We start from the raw sequence: 16,193 nt of genomic DNA on the forward strand, positions 1-16,193 counted from the left end.
AGGAGGAAGGGGTACTGTCAGATCTGACAGGTGCAGGCTGGTTTGCGACGAACGGTCCAGGCTCACGGTGTTTCACCGCCAACAAGCTGGTCTTGCGGATCGAATTCGAACGTGTAGGCGTTATCGGTAGCGTTGAAGGTCAATTGCACCACTGGCAGGAAACCTGCGGTTTGCTCGAAGTAATCCTTCTGAAAGTACCGGGCGCTCGGCTTACCCGCAGCGCCGGTGTAGAAAAACGCCTGGAGCGGAATTTTTTCAGGAATGTTCTGCGGCCAGTCCGCGATGATGGATTCGTTATGTACCCGTTGATCCTGCGCCGAAAACAATGCGCGAACCTGGATGCTTACGGCGAAAGGCGCTTGCTCGCCTTTGAGGCTGCATCCGGCGTAGCGATTGGCCAGTGCGTTGAAGTGAGTGAGGTAGGCTTCAACCGTGGTAATGCCTTGCTCGTCGCATGGACGACTTGTCGCGGGGGCTTGCGAGTTTTCATTGCAACTATCGCTTCGATAATACGTAGCACCGTCAAATGGCCATGCGCAGCGCAGTGTCAGAGGATAAGCCGCAGGTGCAGACAGCTCTTTAAGGATCAGACCCTGCGGCTTTGACCAGGCCAGAATGGGAAGGTAAATGTCGGCTCGCAAATAGGAAAAAGAAACCCCGTTGCGCTCTACCGACCCAGGGCTGGAATTCCACGCATGGTATTCGGGCGTTGCACTGGTCGTGCGTAACAGGACTCCGCTGCACTTGTAGGCGGGTTCATTATCAGGACACGTCATGGTCGTATTGGCGTAGCGGGCATTCAAATTCGCGGCGACCTGGTAGCCGATGTACAACTGATCCTGCAGTTTGAAACCGAACACCCCACCTGCCGGCTGGCTCAAATCCATGCGCAGGATCGGCAGCCAATCCCCCGTAGTCCTGAAATAATCACGCTGATCTTTCTGTGCCCCGAGCAGTGAACCTGCCTGCGTCACGTCATAAAACAGCGCTTGCAGCGGCATCTTCGCCGGTGTCTGTTCATCCCAGTTGCGGATTTGCACCTGCATCGGTCGTGCAGACCACGTGGCGTCGAGCCCTTGGTGCGCGATCAGGCTGGCCTTGAACTGTGCGGGGTTTTCGCTGCTGAGTGAGCATTGCGCGACGGTCTGATTGCCTTGCTGTGCGAAGTGTGCGAGCCAGCCTTGTGCGTCAGTCACGCCAAGCGCCGTGCAAGAGCTGATGTCCTGTGCTCGTTGCTCGGCGGCGGCGGTCCAGCCGCAGCCCATTTCCGGTCTGGTGGCGGGTATCGGAAATTCGAACGGATAGGCGCACAGGGCATCCAGCGATTTGCCCAGACCGATCGCGGTGAACCGATCACTGAACACTGCGCCGTATGCGTGCACCAGCGTGCGGGTGCCGAGATCGGCACGCAGATAGTTCAAGCCCTGTGCGCCGAGTTGTATGGCGGGCGCACTGTGTTTCCAGAACTCTGCTGTTCCTGTGCTCCCAAGCAGCAATACACCGCTGCAAAAATACGCCGGGTTGTCGCCCGGACATTGGCTGAGGGTGTTCTGGTAGCGCTGGTTGAGCAGGTGAGCGGTTTCCGGGCCTGTTGCGGCCTGGCTGACACTGCCGAACAGCGCCAATGCGAGCAACAGACATCTGATTCGCAACGAGATTTGCATGGCGATCTCCACAAGTCTTTGGTCGCAGCCGCTCAAGCCTGGGAGACACCCAAAACTTGCCAGAACGAGGCGACGTCCTGGCTGGTGGCGTTGTCATTGACCGAAGAGCCGTTGAGGTCGTATGTCCAGGCGGTGTCGGCACCCAGGACGTCGGCGGTCCATACCGGGTAGTTCAGCCACTCGAGGAAGTCCGCGACGGGGCCGCTGTCGGGAAAATAAAGCGTCCATAGCCGTTTCGTCTGGGCGAGGGTGATCGGTTGCAGTTTTGCAGCAGTACAAATTCTGGTCATGCCCTGCCAATCCGCGCCGGCACTGAGGAAGTGCACCTCCTGAATACCCTTGACGGTGAGTGGGTACTCTCGGCTCTGGCTCTGGCTGTCGGTCGCGCGGATCCTGCAGGCGCCGTTGCGCAGGGCGGTGATCTCGCCCGATTGTGCATCGGCACTGGCAATCAGCGGATCGGTGCTGTCCCAGGTGTAGGGAGCCTGGCCCCAAGTGGCTTCACGGGTCATGCGCGCCGCCGGGGGAGGGGCAAGCGGTGGCTTGTCGACGGAGACGACGTAGTTTTCAGTGCTCAGATCCAGTGTGGCGTCGGCGTCGAAATCCGTCGGCAATTTCAGATCCAGAGTGTCCGATGGTTCACGAGTGCTCTGATAGAGCTGCACTTCGTAGCGAATCGGTACGATGTCATTTTCGTTGGCAGCAAATTCCCGGGCTTCAACTTTGAACACGACATCCTTGTCGACTGCGCCGGCGCTGATCGGCAGATCATCGGTGTAGGTGTCGCCGACGAACAAGTAAACGTGATCGCGGAACGTCATGGGCGTCCAGGGCTTTATTCTGACGGTCGCCCCACCGGGTGGCAGTGTCTGCGGATCCAGAATGCCGTTGGGCGCTTCGTCTACATTTGGCGCTCGCAGATTGTTGTGGGTCTGGCTCATGTCACCCTCTCTTCAAATCAGATTGGCGGCGCTCGGGTGAGCGCCGCACAGCAAGGCATCGTCGAGGATGTCAGGGGGTATTGAGCCTGGCCAAACGACTGGCCTTGAGCGCCAGACCGCGGGTGACCGCATTGGCGTAGTACGACACCTGGCCTTTGAGCCGGTCTTGAGCGGCACTGCTGTCGCCGCCGGCGAGAGAATTGCCCCAGGTCACGACTTCGCCGTCGGAAGTGAGTGCGGTAAAGGCATGACGGTTGGCGTAGATCGCGGTGACGTTGACCAGTTTGGCGGCGACGGGCGTGGTATCTCCGCCGAGCAATGGGTCTCCCCAGGCCACCACGGTTCCATCTCTGCACACTGCGGCGAACGCTCCGGCGGTGGCGGCCAGTTGAACAAGATCGTCTCTGCCGGCGATCGCGTCAGGTATCAGGCCACCCGAATTGGCGGCGGGCCATCCGACGACGTGACCGCTGTGTCGAAGCGCTGCAAACGCATTCGAACTGGAGACTACCGAGTCGATATCCGTCAGGGAGCGGATTTCCGCAGGTATTGTCCCGCCATACGTTACTGGCCCCCAGCCCGCGATTTGTCCGCTTGTGAGCATGACGACAAAGGCTTGGGCATTTGCGCAGGCCAGTGTCTTGATGTTGGTCAGGCCGGCGACATCGTCGGATACGGTGCCGCCTTTCGCGGCATCCCCCCAGGCGACCACACTGCCGTTTTCCCGAAGCGCAGTGAAAGAGAAGCCGTTGCCGATAACGTGTTTGATATCGGTGAGGCTGGCAATCTCTGCAGGAACAACGCCGCCAAACCCCGCTCCACCTCCCCACGCCATCACCTGACCGGTTGCCCTGAGGACGGCAAAGGCATTTCCGGCCGGGGTCAGTTCGACTGCGTCTCTCAAGGCCAGAATCTCGGCAGAGGGCGTACCGCCGTTGGTAGCATTGCCCCACGCATGGACTGTTCCATTGGTTTTGATGCCCGCAATTGCAACGCTGTTGCCCGCGAGCACTTTGAAGTCCGTAGGAACCACCGAGCCCATTTCTCCACCCTGACCTGCAGACCCGGGCCAGGCGACAGTGAAGTTGTTGGTACGAATCACCGCATAAGAACTGCCGGAACAAGCAGCCTTGGCAATGTCGGTGAACGTCTGAAAGGTTGGCGGGATTTTCTGGCCATTCAACGGGTTACCCCAGGCTGCCAGATTGTTCTTGTCCCGCAGCGCCACGAATGCCCCGTCATTGGCGGGAGTGCCCGGGCCACCGGTGCCAAATATATTCACTCTGTTCAGGGTGACCTGATCGTCGCTGGTGCGAACTTGCAAGGGGGCATACGGATGGGTATCAACCCAGGTCTCCGCTTTTGTCCAGGTGCTGTCGTCAGCGTATTTCCACTCGGCCTGCACGCGTTGCAGGGTCTGTGCATTGAAGGCGGAAATGAGCCAGCTGGAACTGCTCTCCCGATAAATTCCCTTGTTGTAGCGGGCTCCCATGACCCGCAACTTGCCGCTGCCGATTACCTTGCGCACGTCGTACACCGACGGACCGGAAGGCCCATCGGTTCCACCGGCCTCGCGTTCGATTTTGTAACTCAAGACGATGCTTCTGCCGTCGTTGGCGTTGATCACGCTATGCGGCACCTTGATCACGGCCAGCTCTTTGTCGGCTTGTCCGGACGTCACCGTATGTGGATAGGTGGTCGTGGTTTGACCCTCTACCTCTACCGTGATTTTGTCTTTCTCCTTCAGAAGGGCGGTTGCCGGTATCACCACCGTTGCGCCGTCTGGATAAACATCGTCAGGGTTCAACTGATCTTTTTGAGGGCCGGTTGCCTCCTTGAACGTGGCGTCTGGCAGATTGAACTCCGTCGCCTCGACTCTCAGCGGATAATCCTCACCGGGGACTCGGTCACCACCCTCGAACAGTTCCACGTCATAACTGATCACCACATCTTTGTTCAGGCAGGCGAGCACGATGGATCGCTCAACCGTGAACTCGACGGGTTTGCCCTTGTTGTTTGTGGTGACGGGTTTGTCGTCCCTGTGCACTGTCACGTTGTCCGTCGTGGCCCACGTCATAAAAAAATGATCGCCGGCGTTTTCTGGCCGATTGGCGGCAATTCTGACGGTAGCGCCGTTCGGGGCGTTGGCGGGGTCCAGGATTCCATCGGGGGCTTGCACCACTTCCGCTGGATCGAGCAGTGGTTGCTCTGCCTTGCCGACGACAAAGGTCAGCGGATTGGAATAGCTGGTGGTATCGGTTTCCTTGCGCCAGATCCGGTAAGTGGCAGTTATTTTTTTTCCGCGGTTGGGTTCAATGTCTGTCGCTACGAATGCGGTATTCAGTGTGAAGGGCACATCCTTGTTGGCCGTGAGGGCGTTTAGCGTGACGAAGTCTTCCTTCTTGCCTGTGAGCTCGCCATCCCACGTATAGGTTACGATGTCGCCAGACTTGCTTGGCGTACCGGTGGGTCTTGGCGCAGTCAGTCTACTGGCGCCTGCGGGCAGGTCGCCGGGTTCCAGTTCGCCACTCTGCTCTCCCAGAACGATGGGCTTGACCAGTTCAAACTGCGGTTCGCCGACATTGACTGGGGCAGCAGACCGGGAAAGGCGCTTGATGATTTCACCGTCCTTGTCCATCAGCAGTGTGTAGGACGCGACGACTTTTCCGCCTTTGAGGGTGTGAATGTGTTTGCCGTCGATGGGGATGACAAAACCGTCTGGGTTGTCCACCTCTGACTGGTCCGGGAAATGCCACTCATCTTCGAAGTCGGGATCATAGGTACTGCCATCGGGTCGCGTACCGAACCATCTGACTTCGATTGCCATATCGACTTCAATGACCGGATTGTGCGGGATTCGCAAAGTGGTACTCGGGAGGTCCTCGGGAATCGCACCGTTTTGTGCATCGTCGAGAATCGGAGCAGCCAGTTGATCGGCTTCGCCCACAATCTGCACGAACTGGCCTTTGGATCGCAGAGGGTCGGAGCTGCCATCGCGTTTCAGGTGGTAAGAGAAAGTGGCTTGGGTTTTTGCCAGCTTTCGCGCATCCGAGTTCTTGATTATCAACTCGTAGGTGTGTGGCAAGTTGTCAATGGTCACCAAGGGAGCAACGGCTTCGAACAGATCGCCATCTACTGTGGTGCCGCGCATCTTCAGTTCGATTTTGTCGTCATGCTTGAAATCTGGACTTCTGGCTACCACTTGAGCGATGACGTCGTCATCACCCAGCTTCTCAAGATCAAGAATATTGTTGAGGGCCCGTTCGACAATAGGGGCGAGCAGAAGATTTATGCCCACTGAGACTCTGATCCGGGTTTCCTTGCACCAGTCTTCTGCGTAATTGAATACCTTGTCGCGTGGCCTGAACGTTACAGCGAGACCGGAATCGTCGGTGTCGCCGGCCTCTTCGATGACACTTTTGTCTATCAGGATTTCGATCGGGTTGTTGTCTGGGTCATTGATTTGTTCGGCAGTCAGAGGTGGAGACTGCACGAATACACCACCCCAGCTCGCGATGTTCACGTCCTCTTCTGCGGCATTGGGGTAAGGCAGGCCGGTGCCGGACGCGGGGCGGATGACAATCAACACACCCTCATCTGCTATGTCCTTGTCCACGATGCCGTTGACGATTTCCGGATCGATATACATGAACAGTTCGGAGTGTCCGGGTCCCGGCAGCGTATCTTGTCCTCCCGGAATCTCGATTTTTATGTATATCTTGGTCGCCGGTGTCTGCGTTTCCGGCGCTTGATTGAGCCGGGTGATGCGGTAGGACAGGGTATGCGAGCCGGTCTGGGCGTGCCGGGAGGCCACGAACAGTGTTACTCGTTGCCCCACCTCGGCGTCTTCGTTGATGTTGATCTGATCAACAACATTGCCATCCATCAGCAGTTCGGCTTTGTCACCTTTACCCATCTGGGTCCAGGGGTAAATGTAAGTTTGCAGACCTCTCTCTGGATGTACCCCCATCGCTGCAGCCCAATTGATCCCCCACTCACCGGATGGCAATTGTTCTGGTTGTTTGTCGGGAATTTCCAGCTCGACAAGTGCCAAAGCGGGAATTCTTTTCGCAGGTTTTTTCAACATGGCAGACACTCCTGTCGAGGGATGGGCGACGGAGTGATTTAACGAATGAAAGCGATCGCCTGGCTACTGTCAGATCTGACAGGTGAGCAGGGTTTTACGACCAGCGGTTGCTGAGCGCTCAGCGTTTGTGCAGGGTTTTCTGTCGCAGAATGTAGACCGTCACCAACACGGCACTGGTCAGCATGAACCCCCGCGCCCACGGCAGCGGCACCAGGTAGCACGAGAACAGAATGCTCGCCCACATCAGCCCGATCGCGTAGACCTTGCCCTTGAGCGGTATGCCGTTGCCATCGAGGTAATCGCGGATCCATGGCCCGAGCCGGGGATGCTCGACCAGCCATTGATAGAAGCGCGGAGAGCTGCGGGCGAAGCAGGCGGCCGCCAGCAGGAGGAAAGGGGTAGTGGGGAGAACAGGCAGGAATATCCCGATCACCCCCAATGCCACGCTGAGCCAGCCGATGGCCAGCAGGATGTAGCGCAACATCAGGGGGCGGTTGCCTATGGGGTTGTCCATAGGCCGGATCTTAGTGGTGACGTGGCTTGAGGATCGCCGGTTTTTCGTCGGGTGCCTGGCACAGCAGGTACAGCGCGGTCAGGGCTTCCGGGATCTGCACGATCATGTCGTCCATCAGGTTGGCGTCCCTGGCGATGTCTTCGAACTCTGGCTGTTCGTCGAACAGGCCCGAACCGACCATGATCGGCAGCAACATTTCGCTGACTTCTTCTTCGGCGGTTTCGAACCAGGCCGCTTCGCGCAGGAACACGCCTTCCATGAAACCGATGCACCAGCCGCGCAGTTCGGAATCGTCCGGCTCGTCGCCCAGGTCCAGTTCGCACGGCAGCTCGAATTCTTCATCGGAGGCCAATTGGCGGGCGATGTGGGCCTTGAGGCCGATCAGCGTGGCTTCGATCTCTTCACGCTGGGCTTCGCTGCTGTAATGCGGCTCTTCGGCGAACAGGGCGTCGATCCACTCACGGTCCGGCACCTCGTCGGCGCAGATCGACAGCGCGGTCAGGTAACCGTGAGCGGCCACGTAGTCCAGCGCCTCTTCATGCAGCTCGTCGGCGTCGAGGAAGACTTGCAGGCGGGTTAGTTGCTCGGCGAAGGACATTAAAGGGCTACCTTGGGGGAATAAACAATGCGGGAATTCTAGGCCTTCTTGAGCCCTCAAGCCAGCCGCACGGCAGATTTGCGCCCACAAGCTTCTTATCGGCGGTGCCCTTTGCCGGGGAGGGCTCGGGTATACTGCCGCGCTTTGCGATCCCTGCCGGTGTCGCGGCTGAATCTGTACGGCGTCATGCAATGCGTCCTTACGTTTTGTTTAAAGCAGCCTCGGCTGTCTTGAACCAGCCTGTGCAGGGATGTTTCGGTGGATTTTTGGAGTTTTTATGCTCGAACAGGCTCAACGCGTCCTCAAGGACATCTTCGGCTACGACAGTTTCCGTGGCCGTCAGGGTGCAATCATTGAGCGCGTGGCCAGTGGCGGTGATGCCCTTGTCCTGATGCCGACCGGCGGCGGTAAGTCCCTGTGCTTCCAGGTGCCGGCGCTGCTGCGCGACGGCCTGGCGGTGGTGGTGTCGCCGCTGATCGCGCTGATGGACGATCAGGTCGCCACCCTCGAAGAGCTGGGTGTGGCCGCTGCCGCGTTGAACTCCACGTTGAGCGCCGAACAGCAGCGCGACCTCGCCAACCGGATCAAGCGCGGCGAAGTGAAAATGCTCTATCTGGCGCCCGAGCGTCTGGTGCAGCCGCGGATGCTGTCGTTCCTGCAAGGCTTGAACATCGCCCTGTTCGCCATCGATGAAGCGCACTGCGTGTCGCAATGGGGCCACGACTTCCGCCCGGAATACCTGCAACTGGGGCAGTTGGCGGAAATGTTCCCCGACGTGCCGCGTATTGCCCTGACCGCCACCGCCGACAAGCGCACCCGCGAAGAAATCGTCACCCGTCTGCATCTGCAGAATGCCGAGCGTTTCCTATCGAGTTTCGACCGGCCGAACATCTTCTACCGCATCGTGCCCAAGGAGCAGCCGCGCAAGCAGTTGCTGGCGTTCCTTGCCGAGCGCCGCAGCGATGCCGGCATCGTCTACTGCCTGTCGCGCAAGAAGGTGGAGGAGGTGGCCGCGTTTCTCACCGAGCAGGGCTTCCCGGCGCTGCCGTATCACGCCGGTCTGCCCAACGATCTGCGCGCCTATCACCAGAAACGCTTCCTCAACGAGGAAGGCCTGATCATGGTCGCCACCGTGGCGTTCGGCATGGGTATTGACAAACCCAACGTGCGTTTCGTCGCTCACCTCGACCTGCCGAAATCCCTGGAAGCCTATTACCAGGAAACCGGACGCGGCGGTCGTGACGGTCTGCCGGCGGACGCGTGGATGGCCTACGGTCTGCAAGACGTGGTGATGCTCAAGCAGATGCTGCAGAACTCCGAAGGCGACGAGCGCCACAAGCGTCTGGAGCAGCACAAGCTCGACGCTATGCTCTCGCTCTGCGAAGAAACCCGCTGCCGCCGACAGGCGCTGCTGGCGTACTTCGACGAAGACATGCCCGAGCCGTGCGGGCACTGTGACAACTGCACCGACGGCGTGCAGACCTGGGACGCCACCGAGCCTGCACGTCAGGCGCTGTCGGCGATCTATCGCACTGGCCAGCGTTACGGTGTCGGCCATCTGGTGGACGTGCTGCTGGGCAAGGACAACGAAAAGGTCCGCAGTTTCGGCCATCAGCACCTGTCGGTGTACGGCGTGGGCAAGGCGCTTAGCGAGAGCGAATGGCGCTCGCTGTTCCGCCAATTGGTTGCTCGCGGCCTGGCGGATGTCGATCACGAAGGCTACGGCGGGCTGCGTCTGAGCGACACGTGCCGGCCGCTGCTCAAGGGTGAAGTGAGCCTGGAGCTGCGCCGCGACCTCAAGCCGCAAGTCACCGCCAAGAGCGGCAGCAAGAGCCCGGCCAGTCAACTGGTGCGCTTTGAGGAACGCGAACAGTGGGAAGCGCTGCGTGCCCTGCGCCGCAAACTGGCGGAAGAACACGGCGTGCCGCCGTACGTCATCTTCCCCGACTCGACGCTGCTGGAAATGCTCCGCAGCCAGCCGACCTCGCTGGCGGAAATGGCCCAGGTCAGCGGCGTCGGCGCACGCAAGCTGGAGCGCTACGGCGAGGCCTTCCTCGAAGTGCTCGGCGGCGAGGCCGAGACACCGAAAGTGGTGGCCGATGTACGCCACGAATTGATTACCCTGGCCCGTGCCGGTATGACGCCGTTGCAGATTTCCGGTCAGTTGCAGTGCTCGGAAAAGAACGTCTACACCATGCTTGCTGAAGCCATCGGCAAGCAGCAATTGTCGCTGGAACAGGCGCTGGACTTGCCGGAGGACCTGATGGGCGAAGTCCAGGACGCGTTCCTCGACGGCGAAGGCGAGTTGCCGTCGGTCGCTGAAGTGGCGGAGCTGTTTGCCGGTCGTGTACCGGAAGGCGTGCTGTATTGCGTAAGGGCTGCGCTGCAATCTGAATTCGAGATGTGAGCCTGGGCTTACACAAACCGTTGTACAGATGTAACGATTCAGTACAGGGCGGCTCTTGCCTATAGCCAAATGTCATGCTTAGCTGACTAATAATTAGTTTTTCTCTATTTCTTCAGTCTAACCATGAGTGTTTTATGCCGTTAACCGATCAACACCGCTTTGGCATGCAACTGGCCCAGATGTCCCGTGGCTGGCGTGCCGAACTGGATCGCCGGCTGGCCGGCCTGGGTTTGTCCCAGGCGCGCTGGCTGGTGCTGCTGCATCTGGCGCGTTTCGAAGACGCCCCGACCCAACGGGAGCTGGCGCAAAGCGTTGGCGTCGAAGGGCCGACCCTTGCCCGCCTGCTCGACAGCCTGGAAAGCCAGGGCCTGGTGCAACGCCAGTCCGTGATGGAAGACCGTCGGGCGAAAAAAATCGTGTTGTGCGCCCCGGCACTGCCGCTGATCGAACAGATCGAGACCATCGCCACGCAACTGCGTCACGAATTGTTCGAAGGCGTCGACGAGGCGGATTTGAAGGTGTGCATGCGGGTTCACGGGCACATTCTGGCCAACCTGGAAAAGTCTTGAGGCACAACCGCGTGCCGTTTTTTTGAGAGATCGCGCTGGGCAGACTATAAGAACTACTGGGCAATATCGTGTTCGTACCGGATGTGCGAACCCATAGAAGTCGGTTTTGCTTATTTAAGGGATGCTCATGCTCGACAGTCGGCACGTGGTACTGCGTTGCGCCAACTCACTGCTGGTGGCCGGTGTTCTCACCTGGTCCACGGCGTCACTGGCGCTGGGGCTCGGTGACATTACCGTGCACTCGGCCCTCAATCAGCCGCTCAAGGCCGACATCGCGCTGGTGGATGTCGCCGGGCTCAGCGAAAGCGAGCTCTCGGTCCGTCTGGCCACGGCGGACGAATTCGGCCGTGCCGGGGTCGAGCGGGTGTTCTTCCTCAATGACCTCAAGTTCACCCCGATCCTGCGTGGCAATCGCAATATGATCCGGGTGACTTCCAGCAAACCGGTCAACGAACCCTTTCTGAATTTCCTTGTGCAGCTCAATCAGCCCAACGGCCACCTGCTGCGCGAATACACGGTGCTGATTGATCCGCCGGGTTCGCCGGGCATCGTGCCGGCCACCGACGAGCCCGACGTCCGCGCGCAATCGTCGGAGTTTCCAACGCCTGAGGCACCTGCTGCCGGCACCCAAAGCAAGTCTGCTGCGCCACCCGCCGCGCCAGTGCCGCAAACGGCTGCGACCAACGACGCGCAAGCCGAGCAGTTGGCCGCCAGCGTGCTGCAGAACCAGCAACTGCAGAAAACCATCGATGAGCTGAACGTGAAGCTTCAGGCGCAGGAAATCCTGATCGCCGACGGCAAGAAACAGCTGGGTGATTTGCAGGCCCGTCTGGCGGAAGTGCAACAGGCGCCGCCGGCTCCGGTAGCACCTGTGCAAGCCCCGGCTCCGGTTGCTGCGCCGGTAGAGTCGCAGGAAGACTCCGTCAGCTGGCCGCTGCTTGGCGGTTTGCTGGTGCTGTTGGGCGGGTTGGGGGCGGTGTTGTATGTACGCCGCCGACGCCAGTCTGAAGCGAATCTTGTCGGGCCTGCGGTGCTGGCACCCCAGCGCAGCGAACCCGCGCTCAATGAACCCGAAGTCGTTCGTCAGAACGTGGTTCAGGAGGCCGTCGAGCACCGTGACGAACAGGCCGCAGGCGATGTACTGGAGGCGGTCGGCATTTATCTGGCGTATGGGCGGCTCGGTGAAGCGCTCGGTTTGCTGCGCGACGCCTTGCAAAAGGAGCCGGAGCGCATCGATCTGGGTGTGCAGATGCTCGAGGTGCTGGGGCGCCAGGGCGACCAGTCAGCCTATGACGAACAGGAAAACCACCTGCGCCAGCTCGGTGTCGAGGAACAGCGATTGCTCGATATCCGGGCCCGCTACCCGAAACTGACCAGGAGTGAACCTCCGGCTGCGGCGGCTCCGGTCATTGCCGCGCTGCCCGTTGAGCAAGCTGCACCCGCCACACCGTTGGCCAAGGATGATTTCGAGCTGAATCTGGAGCAGCTGTCGATGGATTCCAGCTGGGATCTGGAAGACAGTCGTCCGGCAACGGACACACCTTCGTCGACCCCGCCGGCACTGGGTTCCAGCCTGCAAGTGCTGCCACAGGATTTCGAGCTGCCGCAAACCGCCAACGATGACGCTGAGGCGACGGAGCTGGAGTGGATCGCCGAACCGGATGTGCAGCCGATAGACGATGACTTCCTCAACGAATTTGGCGATCCCGGTCAGTCGCTGAAACTGGAGCCACTGGATCTGCAATTACCGGAAGCCGAGCCGGGCCCGACCGAGACCGCCAACGCCGGAAAGCTCGAGCAGGCCCAGACCTGCATCGACGACGGCGACCTCGACAGTGCGATCGCCTTGCTCAATGAGCTGCTGAAGGAAGGCGATGAGCCCCTCAGGCAAACGGCCCGAACCCTGTTGGCGGGGATTCGCTGATCCGGGTCAGAAGGTCTGCCCCAGATTCAGGTAAACCGCCTGTTCGTTGGCATCGTTCAGGCCATAGCTGAAGTTCAGCGGCCCCAGCGGTGTGTCGAAACCGATGAATACGCTGGCGGCATTGATGTAGCCGCTGTCGAACTCGTTGTCGTTGTTCCAGGCCCGGCCGCGCTCCAGCGAGCCGCCGGCATACAGCGGGAAATCCAGCGGCAGATAAGCGCGCGGCGTCAGACGGCGGTAATACACCGCCCGCATCAGGCTGACGTTCTGCCCGGAGATGGCATCTTCGCGGAAACCGGACAGTTGTCGGGCGCCGCCCAGCAGGAAGCTCGACGTCACCACATTCGCATCGTCCAGCGTGCGCCCGTAACGACCGCCCAGAATCAGCGTGTTCGGCCCGCTGCTCATGGCCTTGTCCAATTTGAACTCCCATTGCCGGTAGCGCGTGTCGGAGCCCAGGCTCGGTTCGAATTGCATCAGGGTCAGGCTGATGTCCTTGCCGTCGTGGGGGAAGTACACATTGTCCAGTGAGTCGAACGAGTACTTCAGCGCATAGAACCCTTCGTTGAAGTGTTCGCTCGGCAGATTCTGATCGCCGATTCGCACATCCGCTTTGCCCCAGGCCTCGCCGACACCAAAGCGGATTTCACCGTTGTTGCCGATCTGGCGGCCGACATTGAGGCCGAGGCCATAGCGCTCGACGCGATATTGGGCGATCGGGTCATTGTCGAGCACCGAGTCGACGTTCTGGGCTTCAAACGCTGCATACGGTGCGACGAAGTAGCGCGAGCCGACGTCCAGCGGCTGATAGAACTCGGTATAGAGCTCCTGCTTGTCGCCGATCTGCGCCCGGGTCAACCATTCAGCGCCGAGGCGGTTGATGCCGTTCATTCGGTAACTGGCGCCGAGGTTGAAGGCGCTGTCGCCGCGCATGTCGTCCGACAGGTTCAAGCCGACGCGAAGGTAGTCGGTGCCGCTGCGCTTGCCCCGGGCGCTGATCACCAGCGTATGTTCCTGGCCCTTGTGCACCACGCGGTATTGCACCTGTTCGAAGTAATCCAGGCCGTACAAGGTGCCCATGTCCGAGTGCAGACGCCCGAGGTCCAGCGGCTCACCGATGGGCTGACGGATGTAGTAACGGATCACGTCGTCGCCGACTTTCGAGTCGTTCTCGACCCTGATCGCGGTGATGATCGGCGTGCGCTGGCCCGGTGCGCGTGCGGCGTTGAGCTCGGCGTCCTGAGACATGGCGGGTTTCAATCGGGCGAGGCGGGCGTCGAGGGCCTTGGCGGCGCGGTAGCCGGCATCGATCATTTCCTCGGCACGACCGAAATCGGTGGCGCCGAAACTGGCCAGCGGCGGCTGGATCAGCACGTCATTCGGGTGCAGCGCCGCCAGTTGTTCTTCGGAGTTGCGCCGGGTCATCAGGGTGATCGACTGGTTCAGCACATCGACCACAGTGGTCAGTTGCTTGCGGTTGCGCAGCGGGGTGCCGATGTCGACCACGATGGCTACGTCGACGCCCATTTCCCGGGCCACATCGAGGGGGATGTTATCGGTCATGCCGCCGTCCACCAGCAGCTGGCCATCAAGCTCGACCGGGGCGAACACCGCCGGGATCGACATGCTGGCGCGGATCACCTGGGGCAGGTGGCCTTTGCGAAACACCACTTTTTCGCCGTTGGCGATGTCGGTGGCCACGGCGCGGAACGGGATCGGCAGCTTGTCGAAATCACGGGTGTCGCTGGTGTGGGCCAGCAGGCTTTCCAGCAGTAACGCCAGGTTCTGTCCCTGAATCACCCCCAGTGGCAGGCCGAGGCTGCCGTCGTCGCGAAAGCTCAGTTTCTGCTTCACCAGAAAATCGCGGTCATCCTGTTTGCGTCGAAACGGTACGTCTTCCCGAGGTGGAGCATCGGATAGGGCCTGCTGCCAGTCGATGCTCAGGGCGAGTTTTTCCAGTTCGTCGATCTTGTAACCCGAGGCGTAGAGGCCACCGACCACTGCACCCATGCTGGTGCCGGCAATCGCATCGATCTTGATGCCTTGCTCTTCCAGCGCCTTGAGCACGCCGATGTGTGCCAGCCCGCGGGCCGCACCGCCGGACAGCACCAGGCCGACTTTCGGTCGCGGCGCTTCACTGGCATGGACGAACAGCGGAAGGAAACCAAGCAAAAGGCAGATCAGCAGACGACGCATTGTGAGTCTCGGGGCAAGCGTTAAAGCCGGCTATTATAGCGGCGCCCTCTGGCTCAGGAGTTTCAACGATCATGACCGCCACAAAACCGGAAATCGTCATCACTTATTGCACACAATGCCAGTGGCTGTTGCGCGCGGCGTGGCTGGCGCAGGAGTTGCTCAGCACTTTTGGCGACGACCTTGGCAAAGTGTCACTGGTGCCGGGTACCGGCGGGATCTTTCACATCAGCTGCGACGGCGTGCAGATCTGGGAGCGCAAGGCCGACGGTGGTTTCCCCGAGGCCAAGGTGCTCAAGCAGCGAGTCCGCGATCAGATCGACCCTGAGCGCGACCTCGGCCACAACGACCGCATTCAGTGAGATGCAGCCTCGGCCTCCACCGTTTTTTTGCTGGCGCTGCCTGACATCTGGCTCGACACAACGATGGCGACGATGATCAGCGCGCCGCCGAGCAGCATCCGCAGGGTCGGGTTTTCATCGAACAGCAGCCACGCGACGGTAATGCCGTAAACCGGCTCCATGGCGAACACCACCGCCGCAGTTCGCGCCTTGATCACGGCGAGACTGGCGACGAACAGGCTGTGGGCGACGCCGGTACAGAACACACCGAGCAGGGCGATCCACAGCCAGTCGATGGCGCGCACTTCACTCAGTTGCGGCGCCGCCACCGGCAGCAGACACAGCGCTACCACCACGTTCTGACACAGCGCTGCCTGCACTGCCGGGATGCGCCCGGAACTGGCACGGTTGGTCAGCGACAACAGTGAAAACAGCAGGCCGGAAAGAATCGCCCAGAGCAGCCCGGTGGTGGCGCCGCTGGCCAGGTCGAACGCCGGGGTCACCAGCACCAGGCCGACACTGACCAGCGCCACCAGAATGATTTCGTTGGCACGGATGCGTTCGCGGAAGATCAACCCTTCGAGGATGACCGTGAAGGCCGGGAAACTGGCGAAACCCAGGGTGGCCACCGCGACGCCGGCTACCTTCACGGCAATGAAGAAGCTCACCCAGTGACCGGCCAGCAGCACACCGCTCAGGGCCAGTCGTCGCCAGTCCACGGCTTGCAGTTTTTGCCAGCCGTGCTGGCTGGCGAAACGGGCAAAGAACGCCAGCGCAAGAACGGCAAAGGCGGCCCGTCCAAAGACGATGACCGCCGGCGTTGCGGCGGCGAGTTTGCCGAAGACGCCGGTCAGGCCGAACATCAATGCGCCGATATGCAGGGCGCCGAGGGCAGTGCGGGGAGTCATTGCAGTCCTTTTTTCAAACACCATTTCAGGCACACATTGAAGCGTGT

General features: G+C 60.3%; 11 protein-coding genes. 4 read left to right on the plus strand and 7 right to left on the minus strand.

Going from position 1 to position 16,193, the window contains the following annotated elements:
• Window positions 1–62: 62 nt before the first annotated feature.
• The 5 genes from AC1RME_RS26665 to AC1RME_RS26685 all read right to left on the minus strand — a co-directional run bounded on the left by AC1RME_RS26665 (window position 63) and on the right by AC1RME_RS26685 (window position 7,804).
• Window positions 63–1,664: a hypothetical protein gene (locus tag AC1RME_RS26665; RefSeq protein ID WP_096822244.1), complete on the minus strand. Its 1,602-nt coding sequence runs from the start codon at window positions 1,662–1,664 to the stop codon at window positions 63–65.
• 32 nt (window positions 1,665–1,696) lie between these two features.
• A complete protein-coding gene (locus tag AC1RME_RS26670; RefSeq protein WP_096822243.1) occupies window positions 1,697–2,605 on the minus strand; it encodes an immunoglobulin-like domain-containing protein in 909 nt (302 codons plus the stop codon).
• A 70-nt stretch (window positions 2,606–2,675) separates the two neighbouring features.
• Window positions 2,676–6,692 (minus strand): RCC1 domain-containing protein, encoded by a 4,017-nt coding sequence (locus tag AC1RME_RS26675; protein WP_493091978.1) that lies wholly within the window; start codon window positions 6,690–6,692, stop codon window positions 2,676–2,678.
• A gap of 118 nt (window positions 6,693–6,810) precedes the next feature.
• Complete coding sequence (locus AC1RME_RS26680) at window positions 6,811–7,206, minus strand: YbaN family protein (RefSeq protein WP_085710384.1); 396 nt, start codon at window positions 7,204–7,206, stop codon at window positions 6,811–6,813.
• A gap of 10 nt (window positions 7,207–7,216) precedes the next feature.
• The gene (locus AC1RME_RS26685; protein WP_096822240.1) at window positions 7,217–7,804 is read right to left on the minus strand and encodes a UPF0149 family protein; all 588 of its coding nucleotides are present in this window, start codon (window positions 7,802–7,804) and stop codon (window positions 7,217–7,219) included.
• 277 nt (window positions 7,805–8,081) lie between these two features.
• Between AC1RME_RS26685 and recQ the strand changes: the two genes are divergently transcribed.
• The 3 genes from recQ to AC1RME_RS26700 all read left to right on the plus strand — a co-directional run bounded on the left by recQ (window position 8,082) and on the right by AC1RME_RS26700 (window position 12,704).
• Window positions 8,082–10,211: a DNA helicase RecQ gene (gene recQ, locus AC1RME_RS26690; protein WP_096822239.1), complete on the plus strand. Its 2,130-nt coding sequence runs from the start codon at window positions 8,082–8,084 to the stop codon at window positions 10,209–10,211.
• Between the two features lie 134 nt (window positions 10,212–10,345).
• Window positions 10,346–10,780: a MarR family transcriptional regulator gene (locus AC1RME_RS26695; protein WP_007962151.1), complete on the plus strand. Its 435-nt coding sequence runs from the start codon at window positions 10,346–10,348 to the stop codon at window positions 10,778–10,780.
• A 127-nt stretch (window positions 10,781–10,907) separates the two neighbouring features.
• Window positions 10,908–12,704 carry a motility hub landmark protein FimV gene (locus AC1RME_RS26700; RefSeq protein ID WP_493091979.1) on the plus strand — a complete coding sequence of 599 codons (1,797 nt, stop codon included), beginning with the start codon at window positions 10,908–10,910 and terminating at the stop codon, window positions 12,702–12,704.
• Between the two features lie 6 nt (window positions 12,705–12,710).
• Here AC1RME_RS26700 and AC1RME_RS26705 read toward each other — a convergent pair whose 3' ends face one another.
• Window positions 12,711–14,900 carry a patatin-like phospholipase family protein gene (locus AC1RME_RS26705; RefSeq protein WP_493091980.1) on the minus strand — a complete coding sequence of 730 codons (2,190 nt, stop codon included), beginning with the start codon at window positions 14,898–14,900 and terminating at the stop codon, window positions 12,711–12,713.
• 71 nt (window positions 14,901–14,971) lie between these two features.
• Between AC1RME_RS26705 and AC1RME_RS26710 the strand changes: the two genes are divergently transcribed.
• Window positions 14,972–15,259: an Rdx family protein gene (locus AC1RME_RS26710; protein WP_096822237.1), complete on the plus strand. Its 288-nt coding sequence runs from the start codon at window positions 14,972–14,974 to the stop codon at window positions 15,257–15,259.
• Here AC1RME_RS26710 and AC1RME_RS26715 read toward each other — a convergent pair.
• The gene (locus AC1RME_RS26715; protein ID WP_096822236.1) at window positions 15,253–16,146 is read right to left on the minus strand and encodes a DMT family transporter; all 894 of its coding nucleotides are present in this window, start codon (window positions 16,144–16,146) and stop codon (window positions 15,253–15,255) included. The two genes, AC1RME_RS26710 and AC1RME_RS26715, sit on opposite strands and share 7 nt — an antisense overlap.
• Window positions 16,147–16,193 lie beyond the last annotated feature (47 nt).

This window comes from Pseudomonas sp. GW822-FHT03F08 (genome assembly GCF_058801265.1).

What these genes read in the sequence shown, in the direction of transcription:
- AC1RME_RS26665 (WP_096822244.1), bottom strand. Translation starts at nt 1,664, where the DNA reads ATGCAAATCTCGTTGCGAATCAGATGTCTGTTGCTCGCATTGGCGCTG.
- AC1RME_RS26670 (WP_096822243.1), bottom strand. Translation starts at nt 2,605, where the DNA reads ATGAGCCAGACCCACAACAATCTGCGAGCGCCAAATGTAGACGAAGCG.
- AC1RME_RS26675 (WP_493091978.1), bottom strand. Translation starts at nt 6,692, where the DNA reads ATGTTGAAAAAACCTGCGAAAAGAATTCCCGCTTTGGCACTTGTCGAG.
- AC1RME_RS26680 (WP_085710384.1), bottom strand. Translation starts at nt 7,206, where the DNA reads ATGGACAACCCCATAGGCAACCGCCCCCTGATGTTGCGCTACATCCTG.
- AC1RME_RS26685 (WP_096822240.1), bottom strand. Translation starts at nt 7,804, where the DNA reads ATGTCCTTCGCCGAGCAACTAACCCGCCTGCAAGTCTTCCTCGACGCC.
- recQ (WP_096822239.1), top strand. Translation starts at nt 8,082, where the DNA reads ATGCTCGAACAGGCTCAACGCGTCCTCAAGGACATCTTCGGCTACGAC.
- AC1RME_RS26695 (WP_007962151.1), top strand. Translation starts at nt 10,346, where the DNA reads ATGCCGTTAACCGATCAACACCGCTTTGGCATGCAACTGGCCCAGATG.
- AC1RME_RS26700 (WP_493091979.1), top strand. Translation starts at nt 10,908, where the DNA reads ATGCTCGACAGTCGGCACGTGGTACTGCGTTGCGCCAACTCACTGCTG.
- AC1RME_RS26705 (WP_493091980.1), bottom strand. Translation starts at nt 14,900, where the DNA reads ATGCGTCGTCTGCTGATCTGCCTTTTGCTTGGTTTCCTTCCGCTGTTC.
- AC1RME_RS26710 (WP_096822237.1), top strand. Translation starts at nt 14,972, where the DNA reads ATGACCGCCACAAAACCGGAAATCGTCATCACTTATTGCACACAATGC.
- AC1RME_RS26715 (WP_096822236.1), bottom strand. Translation starts at nt 16,146, where the DNA reads ATGACTCCCCGCACTGCCCTCGGCGCCCTGCATATCGGCGCATTGATG.